Source organism: Chitinophaga filiformis, from assembly GCF_021646545.1.
Classification (GTDB): Bacteria; Bacteroidota; Bacteroidia; order Chitinophagales; family Chitinophagaceae; genus Chitinophaga; species Chitinophaga filiformis_A.
The window spans coordinates 446875-465912 of record NZ_JAKIRP010000002.1 but is presented as its reverse complement, the minus strand read 5'-3'; the positions used below and the strand labels follow the sequence as shown (position 1 = coordinate 465912).

16 protein-coding genes are annotated in these 19038 nt (G+C 46.0%); 9 read left to right on the top strand and 7 right to left on the bottom strand.

Going from position 1 to position 19038, the window contains the following annotated elements; genetic code table 11:
- Nucleotides 1-83 precede the first annotated feature (83 nt).
- On the top strand, nucleotides 84-779 hold the full coding sequence (locus L3C95_RS08220) for a LytR/AlgR family response regulator transcription factor (RefSeq protein WP_236386574.1): 696 nt from the start codon (nucleotides 84-86) through the stop codon (nucleotides 777-779).
- Nucleotides 780-981: 202 nt separating this feature from the next.
- Nucleotides 982-1746 (top strand): SDR family NAD(P)-dependent oxidoreductase, encoded by a 765-nt coding sequence (locus L3C95_RS08215; RefSeq protein WP_236386571.1) that lies wholly within the window; start codon nucleotides 982-984, stop codon nucleotides 1744-1746.
- A 214-nt stretch (nucleotides 1747-1960) separates the two neighbouring features.
- On the opposite strand, the gene L3C95_RS08210 is transcribed toward L3C95_RS08215, so the two are convergent.
- Both L3C95_RS08210 and L3C95_RS08205 read right to left on the bottom strand, forming a co-directional pair.
- A complete protein-coding gene (locus L3C95_RS08210; RefSeq protein ID WP_236386569.1) occupies nucleotides 1961-2725 on the bottom strand; it encodes an SDR family NAD(P)-dependent oxidoreductase in 765 nt (254 codons plus the stop codon).
- A gap of 96 nt (nucleotides 2726-2821) precedes the next feature.
- A complete protein-coding gene (locus L3C95_RS08205; RefSeq protein ID WP_236386565.1) occupies nucleotides 2822-3274 on the bottom strand; it encodes a helix-turn-helix domain-containing protein in 453 nt (150 codons plus the stop codon).
- A 162-nt stretch (nucleotides 3275-3436) separates the two neighbouring features.
- Here L3C95_RS08205 and poxB point away from each other — a divergent pair, with 162 nt between their 5' ends.
- Nucleotides 3437-5161 (top strand): ubiquinone-dependent pyruvate dehydrogenase, encoded by a 1725-nt coding sequence (poxB, locus tag L3C95_RS08200; RefSeq protein ID WP_236386563.1) that lies wholly within the window; start codon nucleotides 3437-3439, stop codon nucleotides 5159-5161.
- Nucleotide 5162: 1 nt separating this feature from the next.
- Here poxB and L3C95_RS08195 read toward each other — a convergent pair whose 3' ends face one another.
- On the bottom strand, nucleotides 5163-6143 hold the full coding sequence (locus tag L3C95_RS08195; protein ID WP_236386562.1) for a GlxA family transcriptional regulator: 981 nt from the start codon (nucleotides 6141-6143) through the stop codon (nucleotides 5163-5165).
- A 143-nt stretch (nucleotides 6144-6286) separates the two neighbouring features.
- Here L3C95_RS08195 and L3C95_RS08190 point away from each other — a divergent pair, with 143 nt between their 5' ends.
- On the top strand, nucleotides 6287-6853 hold the full coding sequence (locus L3C95_RS08190; protein WP_236386560.1) for a dihydrofolate reductase family protein: 567 nt from the start codon (nucleotides 6287-6289) through the stop codon (nucleotides 6851-6853).
- Between the two features lie 3 nt (nucleotides 6854-6856).
- On the opposite strand, the gene L3C95_RS08185 is transcribed toward L3C95_RS08190, so the two are convergent.
- Genes L3C95_RS08185 through L3C95_RS08170 form a run of 4 tightly spaced genes read right to left on the bottom strand, consistent with a single transcriptional unit; the run spans nucleotide 6857 to nucleotide 13755 of the window.
- Nucleotides 6857-7708, bottom strand: coding sequence for an ROK family protein (locus L3C95_RS08185; protein ID WP_236386559.1), 852 nt, complete (start codon nucleotides 7706-7708; stop codon nucleotides 6857-6859).
- Nucleotides 7705-9021, bottom strand: a complete 1317-nt coding sequence (locus L3C95_RS08180) for an MFS transporter (RefSeq protein WP_236386557.1) — start codon at nucleotides 9019-9021, stop codon at nucleotides 7705-7707. Before L3C95_RS08180 ends, L3C95_RS08185 begins: the two co-directional genes overlap by 4 nt.
- Nucleotides 9005-10861: a class I mannose-6-phosphate isomerase gene (locus tag L3C95_RS08175; RefSeq protein WP_236386555.1), complete on the bottom strand. Its 1857-nt coding sequence runs from the start codon at nucleotides 10859-10861 to the stop codon at nucleotides 9005-9007. Before L3C95_RS08175 ends, L3C95_RS08180 begins: the two co-directional genes overlap by 17 nt.
- A gap of 17 nt (nucleotides 10862-10878) precedes the next feature.
- On the bottom strand, nucleotides 10879-13755 hold the full coding sequence (locus tag L3C95_RS08170; RefSeq protein WP_236386553.1) for a glycoside hydrolase family 38 C-terminal domain-containing protein: 2877 nt from the start codon (nucleotides 13753-13755) through the stop codon (nucleotides 10879-10881).
- 211 nt (nucleotides 13756-13966) lie between these two features.
- Between L3C95_RS08170 and L3C95_RS08165 the strand changes: the two genes are divergently transcribed.
- The 5 genes from L3C95_RS08165 to L3C95_RS08145 all read left to right on the top strand — a co-directional run bounded on the left by L3C95_RS08165 (nucleotide 13967) and on the right by L3C95_RS08145 (nucleotide 19010).
- Nucleotides 13967-14695 carry a GntR family transcriptional regulator gene (locus L3C95_RS08165; RefSeq protein ID WP_236386551.1) on the top strand — a complete coding sequence of 243 codons (729 nt, stop codon included), beginning with the start codon at nucleotides 13967-13969 and terminating at the stop codon, nucleotides 14693-14695.
- A gap of 95 nt (nucleotides 14696-14790) precedes the next feature.
- A complete protein-coding gene (locus L3C95_RS08160) occupies nucleotides 14791-16644 on the top strand; it encodes a glycosyl hydrolase family 28-related protein (RefSeq protein WP_236386548.1) in 1854 nt (617 codons plus the stop codon).
- A 169-nt stretch (nucleotides 16645-16813) separates the two neighbouring features.
- Nucleotides 16814-17206, top strand: coding sequence for a PKD domain-containing protein (locus L3C95_RS08155; protein WP_236386545.1), 393 nt, complete (start codon nucleotides 16814-16816; stop codon nucleotides 17204-17206).
- A 334-nt stretch (nucleotides 17207-17540) separates the two neighbouring features.
- Nucleotides 17541-18230 carry an outer membrane beta-barrel protein gene (locus tag L3C95_RS08150; protein ID WP_236386543.1) on the top strand — a complete coding sequence of 230 codons (690 nt, stop codon included), beginning with the start codon at nucleotides 17541-17543 and terminating at the stop codon, nucleotides 18228-18230.
- An 84-nt stretch (nucleotides 18231-18314) separates the two neighbouring features.
- A complete protein-coding gene (locus L3C95_RS08145) occupies nucleotides 18315-19010 on the top strand; it encodes an outer membrane beta-barrel protein (protein WP_236386541.1) in 696 nt (231 codons plus the stop codon).
- Nucleotides 19011-19038 lie beyond the last annotated feature (28 nt).

Here is a 19038-nt window from a genome sequence, read left to right as displayed (position 1 = left end):
CTCTTAAAATTTTGATTCTAAAAACATTATTGAGTGGCACACAGATTGGCTAATGAAGATGACGAATTAAAGCATAGCAACCGATGACTTGTGTAATTATTGACGACAATCCGATCGCCAGAGCAACGCTGGCGCAGCTGGCCACCATGGTTAACGACCTCGTGATCAGTGCCGAATGCAGCAATGCAATTGAGGCATATAATTTCCTGTTGGAGCAAAAGGTAGATCTGCTCTTGCTGGACATAGAAATGCCAGAAATGTCAGGTCTTGAACTCATAAGGAATCTACAGGACAAAAAGCCAGTGGTCATTTTTACCACTTGTAAAAATGACTATGCGGTGCAGGCATTTGAGCTCAACGTAGCGGACTATCTGGTAAAACCGGTACCACCGAATCGTTTTATACAGGCCATCGACAGAGCCAGGTCAATGCTTCAAACCCGGGAGCATGGCATTCAGGCCATGACTGATGAATTTATTTTCATCCGTGATTCTACCACAATACGCAAGCTAAAGCTGGACGATATTCTGTTTGCCGAAGCAATGGGCGATTACGTAAAAATACATATGCGCCAACGGCACTATTTGATACATGTTAAATTTAAGACTGCAGCCGAGCGGCTGCCGGCAACCAATTTTATTCGTGTGCACCGATCGTTTATAGTGGCCCTTGATAAAATAGACTGCCTGCAGGACGGGGGCCTTGTTATAGAAGGCCGCTTTGTGCCGATAGCCGACACGTATCGCAGGAACTTTATTAATCGCATCAACGTCATATAATGGCACTGGTTTCCATCGGGTCTGGTTGGCCAGCTACCAGAGCATTTCCGCTTTAACAACCGAACAAAACGACGATAACAGACTTCTAACGTTAACGTTTCACATTCACCTTCTGACGCGCAAAGACCGTATCTGAACGAAGGCAGCTTATCCGCCTGACCTCACGCAGATATTTTTGAGGTAATAACATAAACCAATAAAAATGGAAACAAAAAACAAGATTGCACTCATCACCGGCGCCAGCCGTGGATTAGGAAAGAACATGGCACTAAAAATTGCTGAAAAGGGTTTGGATGTTATTATCACTTACCACAGCAAAAAAGAAGAAGCACAGGAAGTCGTTGCTGCGATTCAAAAAACCGGCCGCAAAGCTGCTGCTTTACAACTGAATGCTGGCGATGTAAATTCTTTCTCATCATTCTTCACCGAGCTCGCCAGAATTCTTCAAGACACCTTTGGTGTAAACCGTTTTGACTACCTTGTAAACAATGCCGGCATTGGCATGAATGTTCCTTTCAAAGACACCACCGAAGAACAATTCGACCTGCTGATGAACATTCAGTTCAAGGGTGTCTATTTCCTGACTCAGAAAGCACTTGGCTTCCTCAACGATCATGGTGGCGTTGTAAATGTTTCGAGTGGCCTGGCTCGTTTTAGTTCTCCGGGCTACTCTGCATATGCATCTATGAAGGGTGCTATCGAAACGCTTACCCGTTACCAGGCAAAAGAACTGGGGGCACGCGGCATAAGAGTAAACGCTGTTGCTCCTGGTGCAATTGCCACCGACTTCGCTGGCGGTGTTATTCGCGACAATGCACAGTACAACGCCAATGTAAAGGCGGTAACAGCCCTTGGTCGGGTTGGTGAGCCGGACGACATCGGCGGCGTAGTTGCGTTCCTGTGCACTGAGGATGCCCGCTGGGTAACCGCACAGCGCATTGAGGCATCTGGCGGCATGAACCTGTAATTCTCCAGATGTGTACCCAAATACGATACAACATAGAAACATTAGGGATATATCGATACCGGAGACTTTGACGCAATGTATTTGTTTGCCTGAATATGGGACACTGCCAGCAGCGTCCCAGCTTATTGAGATGATTACAACGCGCCCTGTTAATAGCAGCGAAGGCTGTCTGTTTATGACAGACAGCCTTCCGGTATTCACCGTTTCATGCATTTTACAGAAACATTCCGCCTGATGCTTCTATACACTGCGCAGTGATCCACCTTGCTCTTTCGCTACAAAGGAATGCCACAACACCGCCAATATCATCGGGTACACCAACACGTCCCAGTGCTATCTGAGTTGACAGATACTCTTTTGCACCTGGGTGGTTTTCAAGCGCATCACGGGTAAAATCAGTTTCAATAATGCCGGGTGCTACCACATTGGCGTTGATCTTTCTTGGGCCTAATTCTTTTGCCAGGTATTTTGTGAAGTTATATACGGCTGCTTTCATAGAAGAATAAGCAGCATAACCAGGAGTTACAAATCTTGCCAGACCGGTTGAAATATTTACGATCCTTCCACCGTCAGCAATCACATTCAATAATGTTTGTGTAAGGAAATAAGTGCCTTTGAAGTGAGTGTTCATCAAAGCATCAAAGTCTTCTTCCATTGTATCGGAGATCAGTGAGGCACGGTCAATACCGGCATTGTTCACCAGGAAATCAATATTGGCAGTATCCCATTTTTCTTTCAGTGCCTGCAGCAGGCTGACTTTAAAGGCGGGGAATGATTTACTATCGCCTACATTTAACTGCAGGGCTATCGCTTCTACGTTAAATTTCTCCACCTCAGCAATAACTTTCTGTGCTTCGTCTTTTTTACTGTTATAAGTGAACACAATATGATGTCCGTCCTTTGCCAGTTCTATCACCATATTCTTACCTAATCCGCGGCTGCCGCCCGTTACGAGTGCTATTTTCTTCGTCGTTTTCATTTTGTACTGTGTTTGATTACAGTACAAAGTTGGCACATCGCGGCTCCGGAATTATGGTACCTTCTTCAGTATAAATGGTACCTACTTCAGTATTTTTTAACCCTGCTGGTGTAAGCGCCTGAATTGTGAAGGTGTTACACCTTCAAATGACTTGAACCACTTGGTAAAGTTAGAAGGGTCGTAAGTAAGTAAATAGGCAACATCAGCTACTGAGCGTTTATTATTCAGTAACAATTCCTTTGCGAGCTTCAGCAGTTTTCCTTCATAAAAGAAACAAGGGTGATAGCCGGTATGTTCTTTGATAACATTGCTGAGATGTGTAGGGTGAATGAACAGTGCTTCGGCAAAATCCCTGAGCTCCTTCATTTTGTCTGTCCGCTCTGCTACTATATCAGCCAGATGCTCGTCCAGCAGCCGGAGAAAATCCTGGTAGATCTCTTCTTTGCGGCTGATATATTTTTTGGGGATTTTGATCTGCGCTGCCTCTTCCTTTGTAATGGCTTTTAAGATGGCACTATTCCCGGCCGGAGTTGATACCGCTGTGATCATGACGTCTACGTTTTAAAGAGCAAGTATAAGACAATCTGCCGGCACAAAAATGGTGACTGCTTCAGTTTTTTTGTACAGGTTACGGTTCCTGTTGGCAGAATCCTTACTAAGCTGTAACACATTGATTTTAAATGTAAATTTAAGCAAATAATACCTTGTTTTATGCCCAAAACGATAGCTGCACAAATAGTGGAACAACTGGTAGCCGCCGGCGTCAAAAGAGTACATGGCGTGGTGGGAGATTCCCTCAACAGTATTACAGACGAGATCCGTCAGCACGACGAAATAGAATGGATCCATTACCGCCATGAAGAAGCGGCGGCCTTTGCCGCCGGGGCGGAAGCGCAGCTGACAGGCAAACTGGCCGTTTGTGCAGGGAGCTGTGGTCCCGGCAATATGCATCTGATTAACGGATTGTACGATGCCCACCGCAGCATGGCCCCTGTACTGGCTATTGCGGCCCAGGTCCCTAGTACGGAGATAGGTACCTCTTATTTCCAGGAGACCCGGCCGGAAGCCCTTTTCCGGGAATGCAGCCATTATTGCGAAACGATCGCCTCTGCCCGGCAGATGCCACGCGTATTACAGATTGCGATGCAAAGCGCCGTTGGGCAGGGTGGCGTAGCTGTGATTGCCCTGTCGGGAGATGTTGCCATGCAGACCGTGGAAAGCAACGGCCTGGAACACAGCCTGATGATCAGCCGCCCCACCATACGTCCTTCCGATACCGAGTTAAATAAACTGGCAGCGCTTATCAATCAGTCAGAAAAGATCACCTTGCTCTGTGGTAGCGGCTGTGCTGGCGCACATGATGAACTGATAGCTGCTGGAGAAAAGCTGCTTTCTCCCATGGTGCATGCATTACGGGGTAAAGAACATGTGGAATATGATAATCCCTTTGATGTAGGCATGACGGGCCTGATAGGATTCTCTTCCGGCTACCATGCTATGGAAAACAGCGACCTGGTGATCATGCTGGGAACGGATTTTCCTTACAAGGACTGGTTCCCATCCCGTGCACAGATCGCACAGATCGACATTCGTGCGGAGCGGCTTGGCAGACGTTGCAATATTGCCCTGGGATTGGTGGGAGATGTGAAAGAAACGCTTCATTGCCTGCTGCCACTGGTAAAACGGAAGACCGACCGTTCTTACCTGGATAAGTGTGTGGAGCACTATAGGAATAGCCGTGCATCACTTGAAAGCCATGCTACCGGCAAAGCAGATAAAACGCCTATACATCCGGAATACCTGGCGCATATGGTCAATCAACTGGCGGCAGATGATGCAGTTTTTACCACCGATGTGGGAGAACCAACGGTATGGGCAGCCCGTTATCTGCAGATGAAGAAAGGACAACGCCTGCTGGGATCATTCAATCATGGCTCTATGGCCAGCGCTATGCCACAGGCTATCGGAGCACAGCTGACCTATCCCGGCAGACAGGTGATCTCTCTTTCAGGAGATGGCGGTTTTGCGATGATGATGGGCGATATCCTAACTATTGCACAGTATAATCTGCCGGTGAAGATCATCGTGTTTAATAACAGCTCTTTAGGTTTTGTGGCGATGGAAATGAAGGTAGCCGGACTGCCACCTTATGGTACTGATCTGAAGAATCCCGACTTCGCCCGTATGGCTGAAGCAATAGGTATTAAAGGTATCCGCCTGGAAGATCCTGCCAATGTAGGCGCTGCCCTGGAAAAGGCATTTGCGCACGAAGGGCCTGTACTGATAGATGCCGTCGTGAATCCGTCTGTACTGGTAATGCCGCCTAAGATAGAGTTCTCTCAGGCAAAAGGGTTCGGTATGTATGCGTTGAAACAGGTATTTAACGGCAACGGAAAAGAAGTATGGGATACCCTGACCTCCAATTTCCTGGATTAGGTCAGGCTACCACCGCTTCCTTATTGTATTTGTTCCTGTAATCGATAGGCGATAAACCTGTAATCTTTTTGAACACGGTTCTGAAAGACTTGGTATCGTTATAGCCTACTTCATACATGACCTCATTCACATTTTTATGGCTGTTTTCCAGCCATTTCTTTGCGGCCTCAATCTTCACCCGTTGAATATATTCAGCGGGTGTATTGTTGGTCGCCTTTTTGAAACGGCGGTCAAAATGCCTTCTGCCGATAGCAAATTTAGAAGCCAGGTCGTCCACAGAGATCCTTTCTGTCAGGTTACTTTCTATAAACTCCTGTGCCTTTTTAATAGGTTCATCTTCATGTTTCTTCTGACCGTTGAACATGACAAAAGGGGACTGTGTTTTCCTGTCTATTTCCAGCGCAAACAGCTTGGCTATTTTGATAGCCAGTGAGCGGTCCGTATATTTTTCAACGATATGCAACAGCAGGTTCCAGTAGGAAGAGGCGCCACCACTTGAATATAAGCCCTGTTCCTCTGTAATGATCCGGCCATCTATCAGGTCCACATCGGGGAACATAGCCCTGAATTCTGCCGCAGAAGCCCAGTGGCTGGAGCATTCTTTCCCGTCCAGCAATCCTGTAGCGGCCAGCATAAATGAACCGATACACAGACTGGCTACCTCAGCCCCCTTATTGTAATGATCAACGATCCAGGGAATGAAAGCCTTGTTCCTTTCCAGGGTTGCTTTCAGGTTACCACTTAATGCGGGAATGACAATCAGGTCTGTTTTCTTCACATCCTGGATCAGCACATCGGGATGCACAGAGAAAAGCCCCTGATTCAAAGGTACTTCGCGGGTCAGCCCGACCAGTTGTACTTTAAACATTGCCGGCTTACCATCCGATTCAAGGAACTCGTTCAGGGTGGTGAACATGTAACGTGTATCAGAGATGGTGCCTAATACAGCCTCATCCGGCACGAGGATTGAAATGTGTTTCATCTGGGATCAGCAGTTTAATAAACAGGTTGCATGGCAAAAATAAGGAAAATTAGATGTCAGAAACAACCCCGCTACAAGTCCGGATCACGCCCCCTCCAACCTGTCTTGTCATAGTATCTTTGAAAGTGAGAAACTCTAACTGAATGAGAAAGATAATCGTATCTATGAATGTTACGCTTGATGGTTTCATGGCCGGGACCAATGGAGAGCTGGACTGGCATTTCCCTTTGTGGAACGACGAAATGTCAATCTATTTCTGTGATCAGTTGGGTAAAACAGACACTATTCTGCTGGGCCGTGTGAGCTATGAGAGAATGGCCCGCTACTGGCCTAATAAGACATTCACCGGAATAGAACTGGAATATGCAGATATGATGAACAATCATAACAAGGTCGTTTTTTCCCAGACCCTGGAAAGTGCTACCTGGAGCAATACCAGGCTGGTAAGAGAGAATATTGAAGAAGAGGTATTGAAAATGAAGCAGTCGCCCGGGAAAGATATGATCATCTACGGCAGTGGCAGTATTGTAAGATCATTTATACAGGAGGGCCTGATAGATGAATTCCAGATATGGGTGCATCCCGTCTTTATACAGCATGGCGTTCCCCTGTTCAGGGATATGGAAGAAAACATCCATCTGCAATTCATGAAAGCCAGGACCTTCCGTTCAGGTGTGGTGATCCTGTACTATAAACCGCAGCTGCAATAAAGACTATCCGTCTATTTCCCAGAAACCGGCAGCTCCCAGCAGGATCGCTTCTTCTCCCAGTTCAGAGACAAGGAAACGGGTGTCCTTCATATGATATTCCAGGTTGGAGCGGAACAGGTCAAACGCCTGTGTGATATTTCCTCCCAGTACCACCAGTGAGGGAATAGGCTGCTGTTCCAGCAGGAACATAGCGAGATTATAGCCAAACTCCTGAAACACTGTAAAGGCATAGGATGATTGCCGCGCTATTGCGGCCAGCTCTTTCACGCTTTTTATTCTTTCGCCGCTCAGTTCTTCATAACGGCGAAGGAACCAGCGGGTAGAGAAGTACTCTTCTGCGGTAGCATCCAGGAAAGGTGTTTTCCAGAAAGTGCCCTCCCGGGCTATGCCATTGTCTGCTACGGATGATCCGAAGCCGGTACCCAGTGTCAGCCCCAATACCTCCTTCTCGCCTTTCACAGCACCGTTAAACAGCTCTCCCTGCAGGAAACAAGAGGCATCGTTCATGATCCTGATATTCTTTTTCTCTATGCCCAGCTGTTCTTCTAACAGATCTTTCACATTCAGGCCATAGAGGGATTCATATTTATGTAGTCCTTTAATGAGACTGATCCCCTCTTCGTAATCAAAAGGTCCCGGCATGGCAATGCCTATAAGATGAACACCGTTACCGGCCAGCATGCTTTTCTTCATTACATAGCTCCATCTGCTGATGATCTCTGCCGCGCCGGCATGTGAATCAATATGTTCGCGATAGATAGAATCAGGCAGAAATGTTCTGCGCTGCATATCTACCAACGCAGTTGTAATGTGAGAGCCACCTATATCCACACTTAAGACCTGTGTATCCTTCATGCCGTTTGTTTCGTTGTATTTTTCCAATATTGCTCTATCTGTTCAAATGATTGTCCTTTCGTTTCTGGTAACAGCCTGTAAACTGCGATGAACGCAGCAAGACAAAATGCAGCGAAGAACCAGAAGGTCTGCGCTGTGCCCAGGCTGCGCAGCAGCACAGGTGTTAATTGTCCGACGATGGTGTCAGACACCCACATCACCATGATGCTTAAAGATAATGCCCTTGCCCGGATATTGTCGGGAAAGATCTCCGCTGCGATCACAAATTTCAGTGGTCCGATCGAGAATGCAAAGAAAGCAAGAAAAGCCAGTACACAACATAGGAGGGCGATACCTGTTGTAGCACCGGTATAAAAACAGATACCGGTCATAATCAGACTGATAGTAGCGCCGGCGGTGCCCCATAGGTACAGCGGCCGTCTGCCGAGACTATCCACCTTCCAGATCGCGAAGATGGTAAAGAACACATTGGCTGCTCCAAAAATGATCTGACTGAGGAATGAGTTGCTCAGGGTAATACCAGCGTTGTTGAGAATAGTCGGCCCGTAATAGATGATCGCATTAATACCACTAAACTGTGAGAATAATGGCAATAGTATCCCTATCAGCAAAGCCCTGCGCATGGCCGGATCGAATAGGGGGCCGTATCCTTCTTTGGCGGTCGTTTTTCCCCGCTGCATTAGCCAGCGCGGACTTTCAGGCACCCACAGCAGACCCAGAAGGAATAATGCCGCAGGTAGCATACCAATACCGAACATACCACGCCATACCTCCTGTACAAAGAGGAAGTGGAGCAGTCCTCTGCCGGTATCATGCTGATGGGCTTCAGCGTAAGACAGCAACTGTGCATTGCTGCAATAGGCTACCAGGATGCCAATAGTAACAGCCAGCTGGTAATAGGTAACCAGCCGTCCTCTTTTATCATCCGGAGCAATTTCAGACAGATATAGCGGCACAATACTCGAAGCAATACCAACTGCCACCCCACCCAAAATACGGGCTGCAATGATCCAGGAAAGGGCATGAAAGAAGGCGCATCCCAATGCTGCCAGCAGGAAAAGCAAAGCAGCCATATAGAGCAGTTTCTTTCTGCCCAGGCGATCGCTCAGGTTACCGGCAACGATAACGCCTGCAATACAACCTGCCAGTGCAGATGAGACGAACCATCCTTCCTGCAGGGCAGACAATGCGAACTGTTGCCGCACAAAAGGCAGTATGCCGGATACGACCGCCATATCAAAGCCAAAGAGGAAGCCTCCCAATGAGGCGACCACTGTGGTCATAACGAGGAGAAAATCAGATTGTGCTTTCATAACTGATGGTACTGAAAACCGGGTGTTCTGCTTTGATAAAGGCTTTTATGACCTTTGCCGTTCCCGGTCCTTTATTAACAAGGGTATAACTTTCTGCTGCTGCAGGGATCACGAATGTCTCTGCATAATGATACACAATTTCCTTTCCATTGGCGGTTCTTACTGCGACAGCCGTTCCTTCCACCAACATCATTACCAGGCAAAATCCATCGGTATCAAAGGTAACTTCATGTACAATCTCCAGGCGGTGAACATCATAAAAATGTTGCGCATGTGTAGGCAGGTGCCATAACTGCCAGCCGGCGCCTTCTTCTATGAGCTTTGGTGCAGAGATCAGTTCTTTCTTCACTACGGCACCTTGTCTGCTGAAGTCCAGATTCTTAAATGCATGATCGATGTTGATCGGCCTTGGCTTTCCATCCAGTCCCAGACGCAGCCAGTCATACATCTTAAATGTAAAGATGTAAGGCGTCGCGCTGATCTCCAGTACGAGATTATTAGCCCCGGCGCTGTGCACAGTACAATTGGGTATCAGGAAGAGGTCATGCTTATTAGCTTTATGCTGCTGTACATAATCCGTGATCTGCACGGGTCTGTTCTCCAGCTGACTGTTCTCCAGTGCGGCTCTGAACTGAACCGGATCAATATGCGCTGCAAAACCAAGATACACACTCGCCCCTTCCTTACAATCCAGGATATAATATGTTTCATCCTGTGTAATAGTCTCGCCAAACTGCTCTCTGATATAAGGAAGTGAGGGATGGCACTGGATCGACAGGTTACCACCGTCAAAGGTATCCAGGAAATCAAAACGGACAGGAAACTCATATCGGAAGATGTCGGCATGTTTTCCCAGCACGGCGGTATGTTGCAGGAACATCAGCCATTCAAAGGGAATTTCAAAAAGATAACTATCACTTTCAAAGAGTACACCGTTTTCCGGTACGATCATCTCAAACGACCAGGCGAGGTTTACCTCTTCCTGTGGCAGCTGCGGGATGTGTTTTTTCATCCACTGCCCACCCCATGCACCAGGTTCAAACCAGGGACGAACGCGGAAAGTGTCCCGGCATATCTGTTCAATACCGGCCTGCAGATCTTTTGCTTTTATCCATGTCAGCGTATGTCCCCATTGTGTATCTGCAAATACAGAGATCCTGTCTGCCAGCGATTGCTTGTAATTGTTCAGCACTACCCAATCCACGAAATAGGCACGTTTATACATCTCTGCCGCGGTATCCAGTTTACTGCTGCCCAGGTTCGTAACAGCGCCTGCACGCATACGGTATTGCAGTTCATTTTTAGGCATATCCAGGTACACCAGGGAACTATTTTCCCGTACCAATGCAGCGCCTGTACCGATCACGATATGCAGGTCATATCCGGCTTCCGGTTGCATAGCCGCCAGTTTTTCTTCATAAAAGAAATCCGCCAGCTGTAAGGAGGTGCGTGTACCCCAGACTGTTCCTGGATCGCCAATAAAAGGACGGACCATTTGGGCGATGATATCCTCCTCTTTCAACGCATCTTCTGTGAAATGCCATTTCACTTTTAAGGACCGTTTGTTGAAGATCTTATCCAGAGAATTGTGTATCTCAGTCCATAGTACACCCGTGTAACCATCTATCTGCACCTGTCCTTGTGTAATGATCCAGTCCGCCAGTGTTTCGTAACCTACGCTGATCTTACCATTCCCCAGGGCATGTGTTGGAAAGATGTTATATCCTTCCGGCGCGGCCGTCTGCTGCAAAGGCAGCAGGTGCTGACCGCTGGTACGCCAATTATCAGTTCCCTCTTCTACCCTGCTGATACCCGGGTTTATTATTGCATTGTCCGACATGTCCAATCTTATTATTGTTATTTCTTCTCAACACGTAACATCATAATGCCTTTCGCAGGCAGTGTTACTTTGTTATTTAATTGTTGTTTATATTCTTCGAGCATGTTGCTTTCCCATACATTCAGACCAGCTGTTTTGTCCTTTGCTGTAAGTGCAACAGATGATTCAGTAGCTGATGCATTCACCAGCCACAGTATTACGCCTTTGCCATCACCGGCAGGTTTGATACTTTCTACGTAGACCTCTTTAGTATCGATATTAAAGAAAAGAGATTCATTGGCGTTGCCTGCTGCAGGAGCTGCTATCAGTGGCCGGTGATGAGCCAGTCCTGTCTGATTGACGGCAAAGGCATCATAAGCATGATGTACCTGCAGATAATAGCGGAAGGTGGTTATACCTTCCTGCGCATGGCGGAAGTTGGTATGCCACAAATTATTCATTACCCAGGAATACAATGCCGGATGTTGTTCCGTGAAGTTGATCCATTTCGGAGAATCATACAATCCTCCCAGCAGGTTGGCTGTTGTTTGCCTGCCCACTTCAAACAGCGGGGCGTCGGGTGTTGACCAGGTAACACCGTATTCTTTATTGGATACATCCACCCAACGTTGTACGGTATACCAGTTCCTGTTGGCGTATTGTAGCTGGTCTGCTTCCACATTTATACTTCCCCAGGGAATGCTGTATCTCACCTGTGCATTTGCCACATTAAAAGGGAAAGCAAAGTGTACGCCTTCTTTCGCACTGACCGCTTTCTTATCAATAGTGTTGATAATCTCAATGCGGTCCGTACCTGCTGCCAGGCGTATTTCTCTGCTTAATGCGTTCGCACCCGGAGCGGTTGATTCCACCAGCAAGCTAACTACTAAGGGGCCTTTTTCCTTCATGCTGATCTTTGCCGGTCCCGCATATTGTATCTTTTCGATAGAGTCGCCCGGTAGATAAGAATACCTGTTCAGACCTCCTGAATCAGCGAGGTTACGGTCAATGCCTGTTCTTTCCAGACGGATGATATTGCCTGTCTTTTCATCCAGTACTATTTTGTATAGGCCGTTCTGTAGTGTAGAGGCAGTAACACTTGCCTTTGTATTGACGAAGGCCTTACCGGCATGAATGGTGAAACGTTGTTTGGAGAAAGGTGCGATGTGCTGGATCAATACAGCCAGTTCGCCTGTGCTCAATCGCTGGGAAGGCACACTTTTTCCGTTAACTTCTTTCACGAGATCACCGGCTGCACTTTGTGCTGCCGACAGGATCACAACTTCTGTACGTATATTACCAATAGTGTTGTATACATCCACTGCATTGGGAGCAGCCTCTCCTGCCGCTGCCTTTGCCAGCAGATTGGCGGATTGTTCTTTTCCTTTTAAAGCAAAGGAGCGTTTATATCCCCATTGGGAAATGGCTTTAGGATCTTCAGGATGGGAAATGCTGTTGTAAGCGCCCCAGGTATGTTCGTTAAACAAGAGGATATTATTCCAGGCAGTATCGAAGTCTTTAGCGGGATAGCCTTGTTTATTACGCAGTGCCCAGATGGCATCTGCTTGTTGCAGTGTCTCGGAAGCATTCCTGTTATATCCTGTTTCACAGGCAGCGGAAGCGATACCGTCCGTCCAGAATTCTGTATAGTCGCCGGAAACAACCGGGATCTTATCCTTATAAGCAGCTTCAAAATCTCCGAAGAACTGTTTTACCGATGTGATGACGAGGCGGGGCGAGGCAAATCTTTCATTCCATGCTTTGACGGCGTCGGGCAATTCCGGATCTATCGGTGCATTGTCACTCATGGCCCATGTCATGATGGTCATATTGTAAGGGAACTTCTTCCGGTCAAGTTCTGCGAGATAGTCGAACAGGTATGGATTGAGGAAGTTCTCTGATGGCTTGCCGGTATAATAAGGCACGGGATCTTCCACGGTAAAAAAGTTCGGTATCTTACTTCCTTTCAGTGTGTAGCCAATGGAATAGGGCTCACTTTGCCAGTAGAGCATTTTCTCGCCGGCGGGCGATTGCCAGTAGAAAGGCCGGTCGCGCCATTTGGGTGAGTTCCCGATACGGTCGCCTGCATTAGGAGCACCCCAGAAATACCGGATACCGGTAATAGCCGATTGGCTGGACAGTCCCCAGGAGGCGCCAGGTATGTCTCCCTGGAACATGGTACTGATAGTAAGTCCGTGTTCTCCCGCGGTTTTGACAGCAGTATGGAACATCTGCATGAGCTGCCGGGAATCGGTCACGCTGGTATTGATATTTGCATATGCACCATCAATATTGATCCATCCCTTTTTAACAGCGTCCCAGAATGCCTTTTTCTTCGCTTCATCTGCTGCCGCGAGATAGTGGTCAACCACCCAGAAAGCCTCTGTATTCCACTTATAACGCGCGTCTGCGGGATAGTTCTGTGTACGCTGCGCAATCTTAATAGCTTCGTCAATATTGTTCATATGCAGGCGCATCACTTTCTCCTGCACATTAGTATATCCAATGTCTACATGAGAATGTGGCAGCAGGTATACCTTCCACTCAGGTGCAGGCGCTACCATACAGCGGGCGGTGTATTCCCTTCCGCCCGCGGCCAGCCTCACATATAGCTGTGTTTGATGCTGTACGGGACTACCTGGCAGGGGCAGTTCAAACACTTCCAGTCCCTTTTCGCCTGGATTGATCCTGATACTGTCTTTCAGGCCGTTGAAACTAATGAAAGCCGTGGCGGCAGTATAGTTCTTTCCGCCATGGAACAGGAGGCGCACCATCCTGGCGGCCCGTCCTTCATACTTCAGATAAGCGACGGTAGGTTTCAGTTCTATTGACGTGAACACCTGCTCTTTGTGCTGTGCTTTTGTGGTGGTACAGATCCCGCACCATACCAGTAAAAGCAGATAGTATTTTGTCATGTTCCGGTTCAGCAGTTTATTTTAAGCTATATGTACATACATTATATTCGTTCATCTCGTCTTATTTAGTCTTATTTCCATAGAAACATTCGTAAATTCGGACTTTTCATTGATTTTTATATGTACAAACATATGGACAATGATCATAGAAAGCAAATATTTTTTGCTGTCTTTCTGGACATAGTCCATTACTTTTGACATTTCTTTGTATATGAACTTTTCTATAGACCATAACAGCGCCGTTCCCCTGCATATTCAGGCAGAGGAATTATTGCGGAAAATGATTGAGGATCCTCAGTTCAGGAATGGCAAGTTCCTGCCCAACGAGGTAGAGTTATCCCAACAGCTGGAAATATCCCGCACCACGCTCAGGCAGGCCCTGAACAAATTGGTATACGAAGGATTACTGATCCGCAAGAAAGGGATTGGTACCCGGGTATCGGAAAAGACGGTTAGCTCGAAATCGATGAACTGGAAAAGTTTCTCACAGGAGATGGCAGCCAGGGGCATTCCTATCAGGAACTTCGAACTACATATCAGCTGGGTGAAACCGAATGAGGAGATCATTCATTTCTTTGGCATCAAACCGGAAGAGAAGGTCCTGAAGCTGGAAAGACTGAGAGGACGTCCGGAAGGACCGTTTGTATATTTCGTGTCTTACTTTCATCCCGTTATCGGCCTTAGTGGTGAAGAAGACTTTAAGCGTCCGCTATACGAGATACTGGAACAGGATTACAATGTTATTGCAACGCTTTCAAAAGAAGAGATCAGTGCTAAAGCAGCAGACAATTTCATTGCGGGTAAGCTGGAGATAGACACCGGTAGTCCTATACTGTTCCGTAAACGTTTTGTATATGATCAGTCAGATAAACCTGTAGAATTAAACCTGGGTTATTACAAGTCTGACAGCTTTATTTATACGGTTGAAAGCAGAAGATAGGTAGTGGTTTTTTATGTTTGACTACGTATTTTCCATGCGTAGTGACAAGCGATCTTTGAGTAGCATTTTTGCAATTAACCTCAAAGATTTGGAACATGACATTTAACAACGTCAGTGAGTTAAAGACCCTCTCTGCAATCCCCTCCTCTAATGAAATCAGCACCCTGCTGGGATATTATGCGCCCGATGATAAGGGAGGTGGTGAGTTTTACTGGGATGCAGATTCAACCGAAGCAGACAACTTAGGTACGATCTTCTCAGTGACCGTCGGAGGCACGCCGGTAACAACCGGAAGATGGAAACGTATTTACACATCTTCACTGAATATTCGCTGGTTTGGAGCAAAAGGAGATGGTATTACAGCAGATGATACAGCATTTACCAAATGTATTCAAACAGCAGGTTCCGGATCAGAGATTCTGCTGGGACGTGGTAATTACCGATTAACGGCTGGTTTGTCCTTTGTAGGATATTCGAGTGTGCGATTTGTAGGCAACAGGTGTCTCATCACAGCTGATTTTACCGGCGGTACACTTTTCACTTTCACACTGAATCAGCCGGCACAAGTAAACGCCGAAGGAATTGAGTTCGTAGAGGTAAACTTCCAGGGGAAAGGAAAAACTTCCGGCACCACCTGCCTTAGTTTTAGCGGTTACGCAAAAAAAAATCCTCCCATCATTCTCGAAGACCTTGCGTTCTACAAATTTATCCGCGTCATTCAATGTAATATTGTCGATTTTGACACTGCGATTAAGTTTAATATCTGCCGTAATATACTGGTAGATAATTGCTGGCTGTCAGGCAACTTGAACGGCATCTACTTTCAGAATAAACACGCTGAAAGTATAGTAAGGGATACGGTTATTTATTGTGCAGGATCCAATAATGCAGGTTCCTACGGTATCAAATCCGAGTCAACTTACTCGGGTGGCGATTTCACCAACGAAGGACTCGTTATTGAAGGATGTACAATTGATAATGCCCAGTATGGCATTTACATGAGAAACGCCGCTTTCTGGAAGATCATCGGCAACTATATCGGTATTCAGTTGCCTTTTAATGACGAAGGTGGCTTGTACATCGGCGGCTACAGGGCTTATTCAATTCTCCTGGAAAGAGATAATGCACTAGCAACACCTGCCAATGCACGCACCAACACTATCGCTAGTAACAATATCCATCAGGGAGCTATTAAGATCAGCAATCTGACCCCTGGTATATGGAGCCTGCTGACTGAAATATCTGACAACGTCTTTAACGGCATAAACGACAACGCTATTCAGATCGGGCCACGAATAGCGCATCTTAACATCACAGGTGTGTATGTGGAAAAGGTTTCCCCAACCAGCATTAACGGCGCCATTGTAGAGTTGGACAGCGACTCCACCGTATTCAATATCTCCAAGCTGACAAGCAATCAGAATGTCATAAACGCGGTGAACATAAAAGGGGCGAATGTTTCATTCACCAATATCGAAGGTGTTCTACACGCGGGAAGTGGCGCTATCATTAATAATCCGTCTAACAACAGTATTACTGTATCAAATCTGCGGGGCAATGGTTTATCAACTCAGAAAGCTTTTGCAAACGTTCCTGTAAATACCTACAGCAGCAGCAATCTGTTGTCCGTTAGTACTGCTTCCATTCCTGTGTACAATGGTATGAAAGGAAGGATCACCCTTGTAGGTGCATTTAATCCTTCTGTTGCAGGACAGGTACTTCAACTCGCCACGTCTGGTGTAAGTGTGACCATTCCCAATGCGCCAGGCAGTAGCGCACAGTTCCACAAGCTTTATGGCACCGGGATGCGCATGGTTTGTCATGTGATTCCATTCACCGCGAACGCAACGGGTAATTTAAGTGTAGGAGTCACAGTATCGGATTATTCCGGCGGTACAACAGGCGTTGACTATCATACATTCCTGACAATAGAGACAGACGCGTACTAATGGGCTAATATCCATATAAATAAGGGCTGTTTTCCTATGGTGGACAGCCTTTATTCCGGCTGAGTACATATACTCAACTGCAGTATTTTAACATTTTACATCATTAGTTACTGTCTATTTTCACTGTGAAAATATTTTTATTTTTTGTTTACCCAAAATCCCTTCTACTATGAAAAGATCATTGTTAGCCGTTCTCCTCGTATTTGCAAGCATTGGCATGTACGCAAATACTACCATTCAATCTACTAACAACACAAAAATCTCACAATCAGCCACAGACACCGTACCAACGCCGGACTTTTTTCACTTTGTTCGTCCTTACGGCTCGGTAAATCCCGGTGAATGGGTCGCTACATTCATCCTGTCTGTACCTGGTCCAACCGAGCGTGACAACGTAGCATCTGTTGACTGGGATTTCGGTGATGGTACGCCCCCTGTATTGAACAAAATTGGCGTCAATCACTCTTTCTATTATGCAGGTGCATATAATGTAACGATGACTGTACGATATGTAACTGGTGAGACATTTGTGATTGAAAAAACAATCATTATTTCCATGTAATCGCAAGCTACATTGTTTCATCGCAGGAGAAGGAGCATATCCTTCTCCTGATTTTTTTATACGCCTTTCTGTTAAAGCATTTTTTTACTATTGCACCTTCTGTATTCTTATACATCGACAAATCACTATTACGCGGGTACGCTCATTTAATAACGAATCGGCAAGCTGTATATGTATCAACAAAATGGTGAGGCTTTTATGTTATATAAAGTACTTCACGGCGTAAACGAAAACAAAAAGTTAAAATAGCGTGAACGGTCATTCAAACTGTTCAGTTTAACTTTTCTTTTAGAGCGATTGATTTACTTTCGATGCAAACAAAACCCAAACGTTCATGAAAAAAATTTTACTGTTAGCCTTGCTGGCCATCAGCATGTTACCCGTTTATTCTCAGACATCCGTAGGCGTTATTGGAGGATATAATCTGGCGTCGCTACATCCGAAACAAAAACAAATGTATGGCAGCTGGGATTATGATTTCAAACAAGGATGGCGTGCCGGCCTGATAGCGGACCATCGACTATGGAAGAAATTCCATCTCCAACCACAATTATTGTTGAATAGCAAAGGTTATAAATCCCGTTATTATTATAATGGCCCCTTTGCCTTTTCTAGTGAACGCATTCTCCGGATGCTTTATCTGGAATTACAAGCTAATTTATTATTTAAGGAACCTTTGGGTAGCGGCAAATTATTGATAGGAGCCGGTCCATACCTAAGCCGGGGCATCGGCGGCAAATTAAGAGCCAGGGGGTTTCAGGTTTATAGCGACGGAACAACATCTTACGATCAGAAATTCCCTATAAAGTTCAGGAAGGAAAGCGGCAATGACGCCACCGTTTCTTATCAGAAGCCTTATGATGCCGGACTTAACTTTCAGACAGGTTACGAATGTAAAAATGGCTTGTTCTTTAACGCAGTGTATAGTCTGGGGTTAACTAACTATAACTATAGCAAAGAGCTCAAATCTAAAAACACCTATTTCGGATTGGGCGTAGGCTATTTCTTAAAAAAATTAAGCTAACTCATATGACCTTGCTTCAGTAGTAACTGGAACTAGTCAACATTTCATCCGGTCTTTCCCTTGTTTTAATTAATCCGACATTTCATGAAAAACTTCATACTGTTAGCTTTGCTGGCCATCTGTACAGCACCTGCTTTTGCGCAGACATCCATAGGCATTATTGGTGGATATAATCATGCTTCACTACGTTCCCGGAATAACACAAAAGCAAGTGGTCTTGATGTCAACCCTTACGCTGGTTGGAGAGCTGGCATCATCACAGATCATCATTTATTCGGCAAATTCCATCTTCAGCCACAATTGCTCTTAAATACCAAAGGTCATAACATCGACGTTACTAGCTCCGATGCAGTCCAATACAGCTTTGTATATGCGAGAAGGCGGTTCACATATCTCGAACTGCAAACCAGTCTGCTGTTTAAACAGCAGACCGGAGCAGGAAAGATTTTTGCCGGCGCAGGACCATATATTGGCAGAGGCATCTCTGGTAAAGATAGGTACGATGAGGAATGGAATGGCCGCAGAATTTCCAATTACTATCCGATAAAATACCGTGATAAAGAGCCGATTGGTGCTGAGGCGGATGGTGTTACTTACCTGAAGCCCTATGATATAGGCGTTAACTTCCAGGCAGGTTATGAGCTTAAAAATGGCCTATTCTTTAATGCAGTTTATAGTCTGGGGTTAAACCACATCTTCCACGGCCATTCCTCCGGCAATATAGACAAAAACACTTATTTCGGTCTGAGCGTAGGTTATTTCTTTAAAAAATTCAGTTAATTGGCAACATCCTTTCCAATTCGCATAC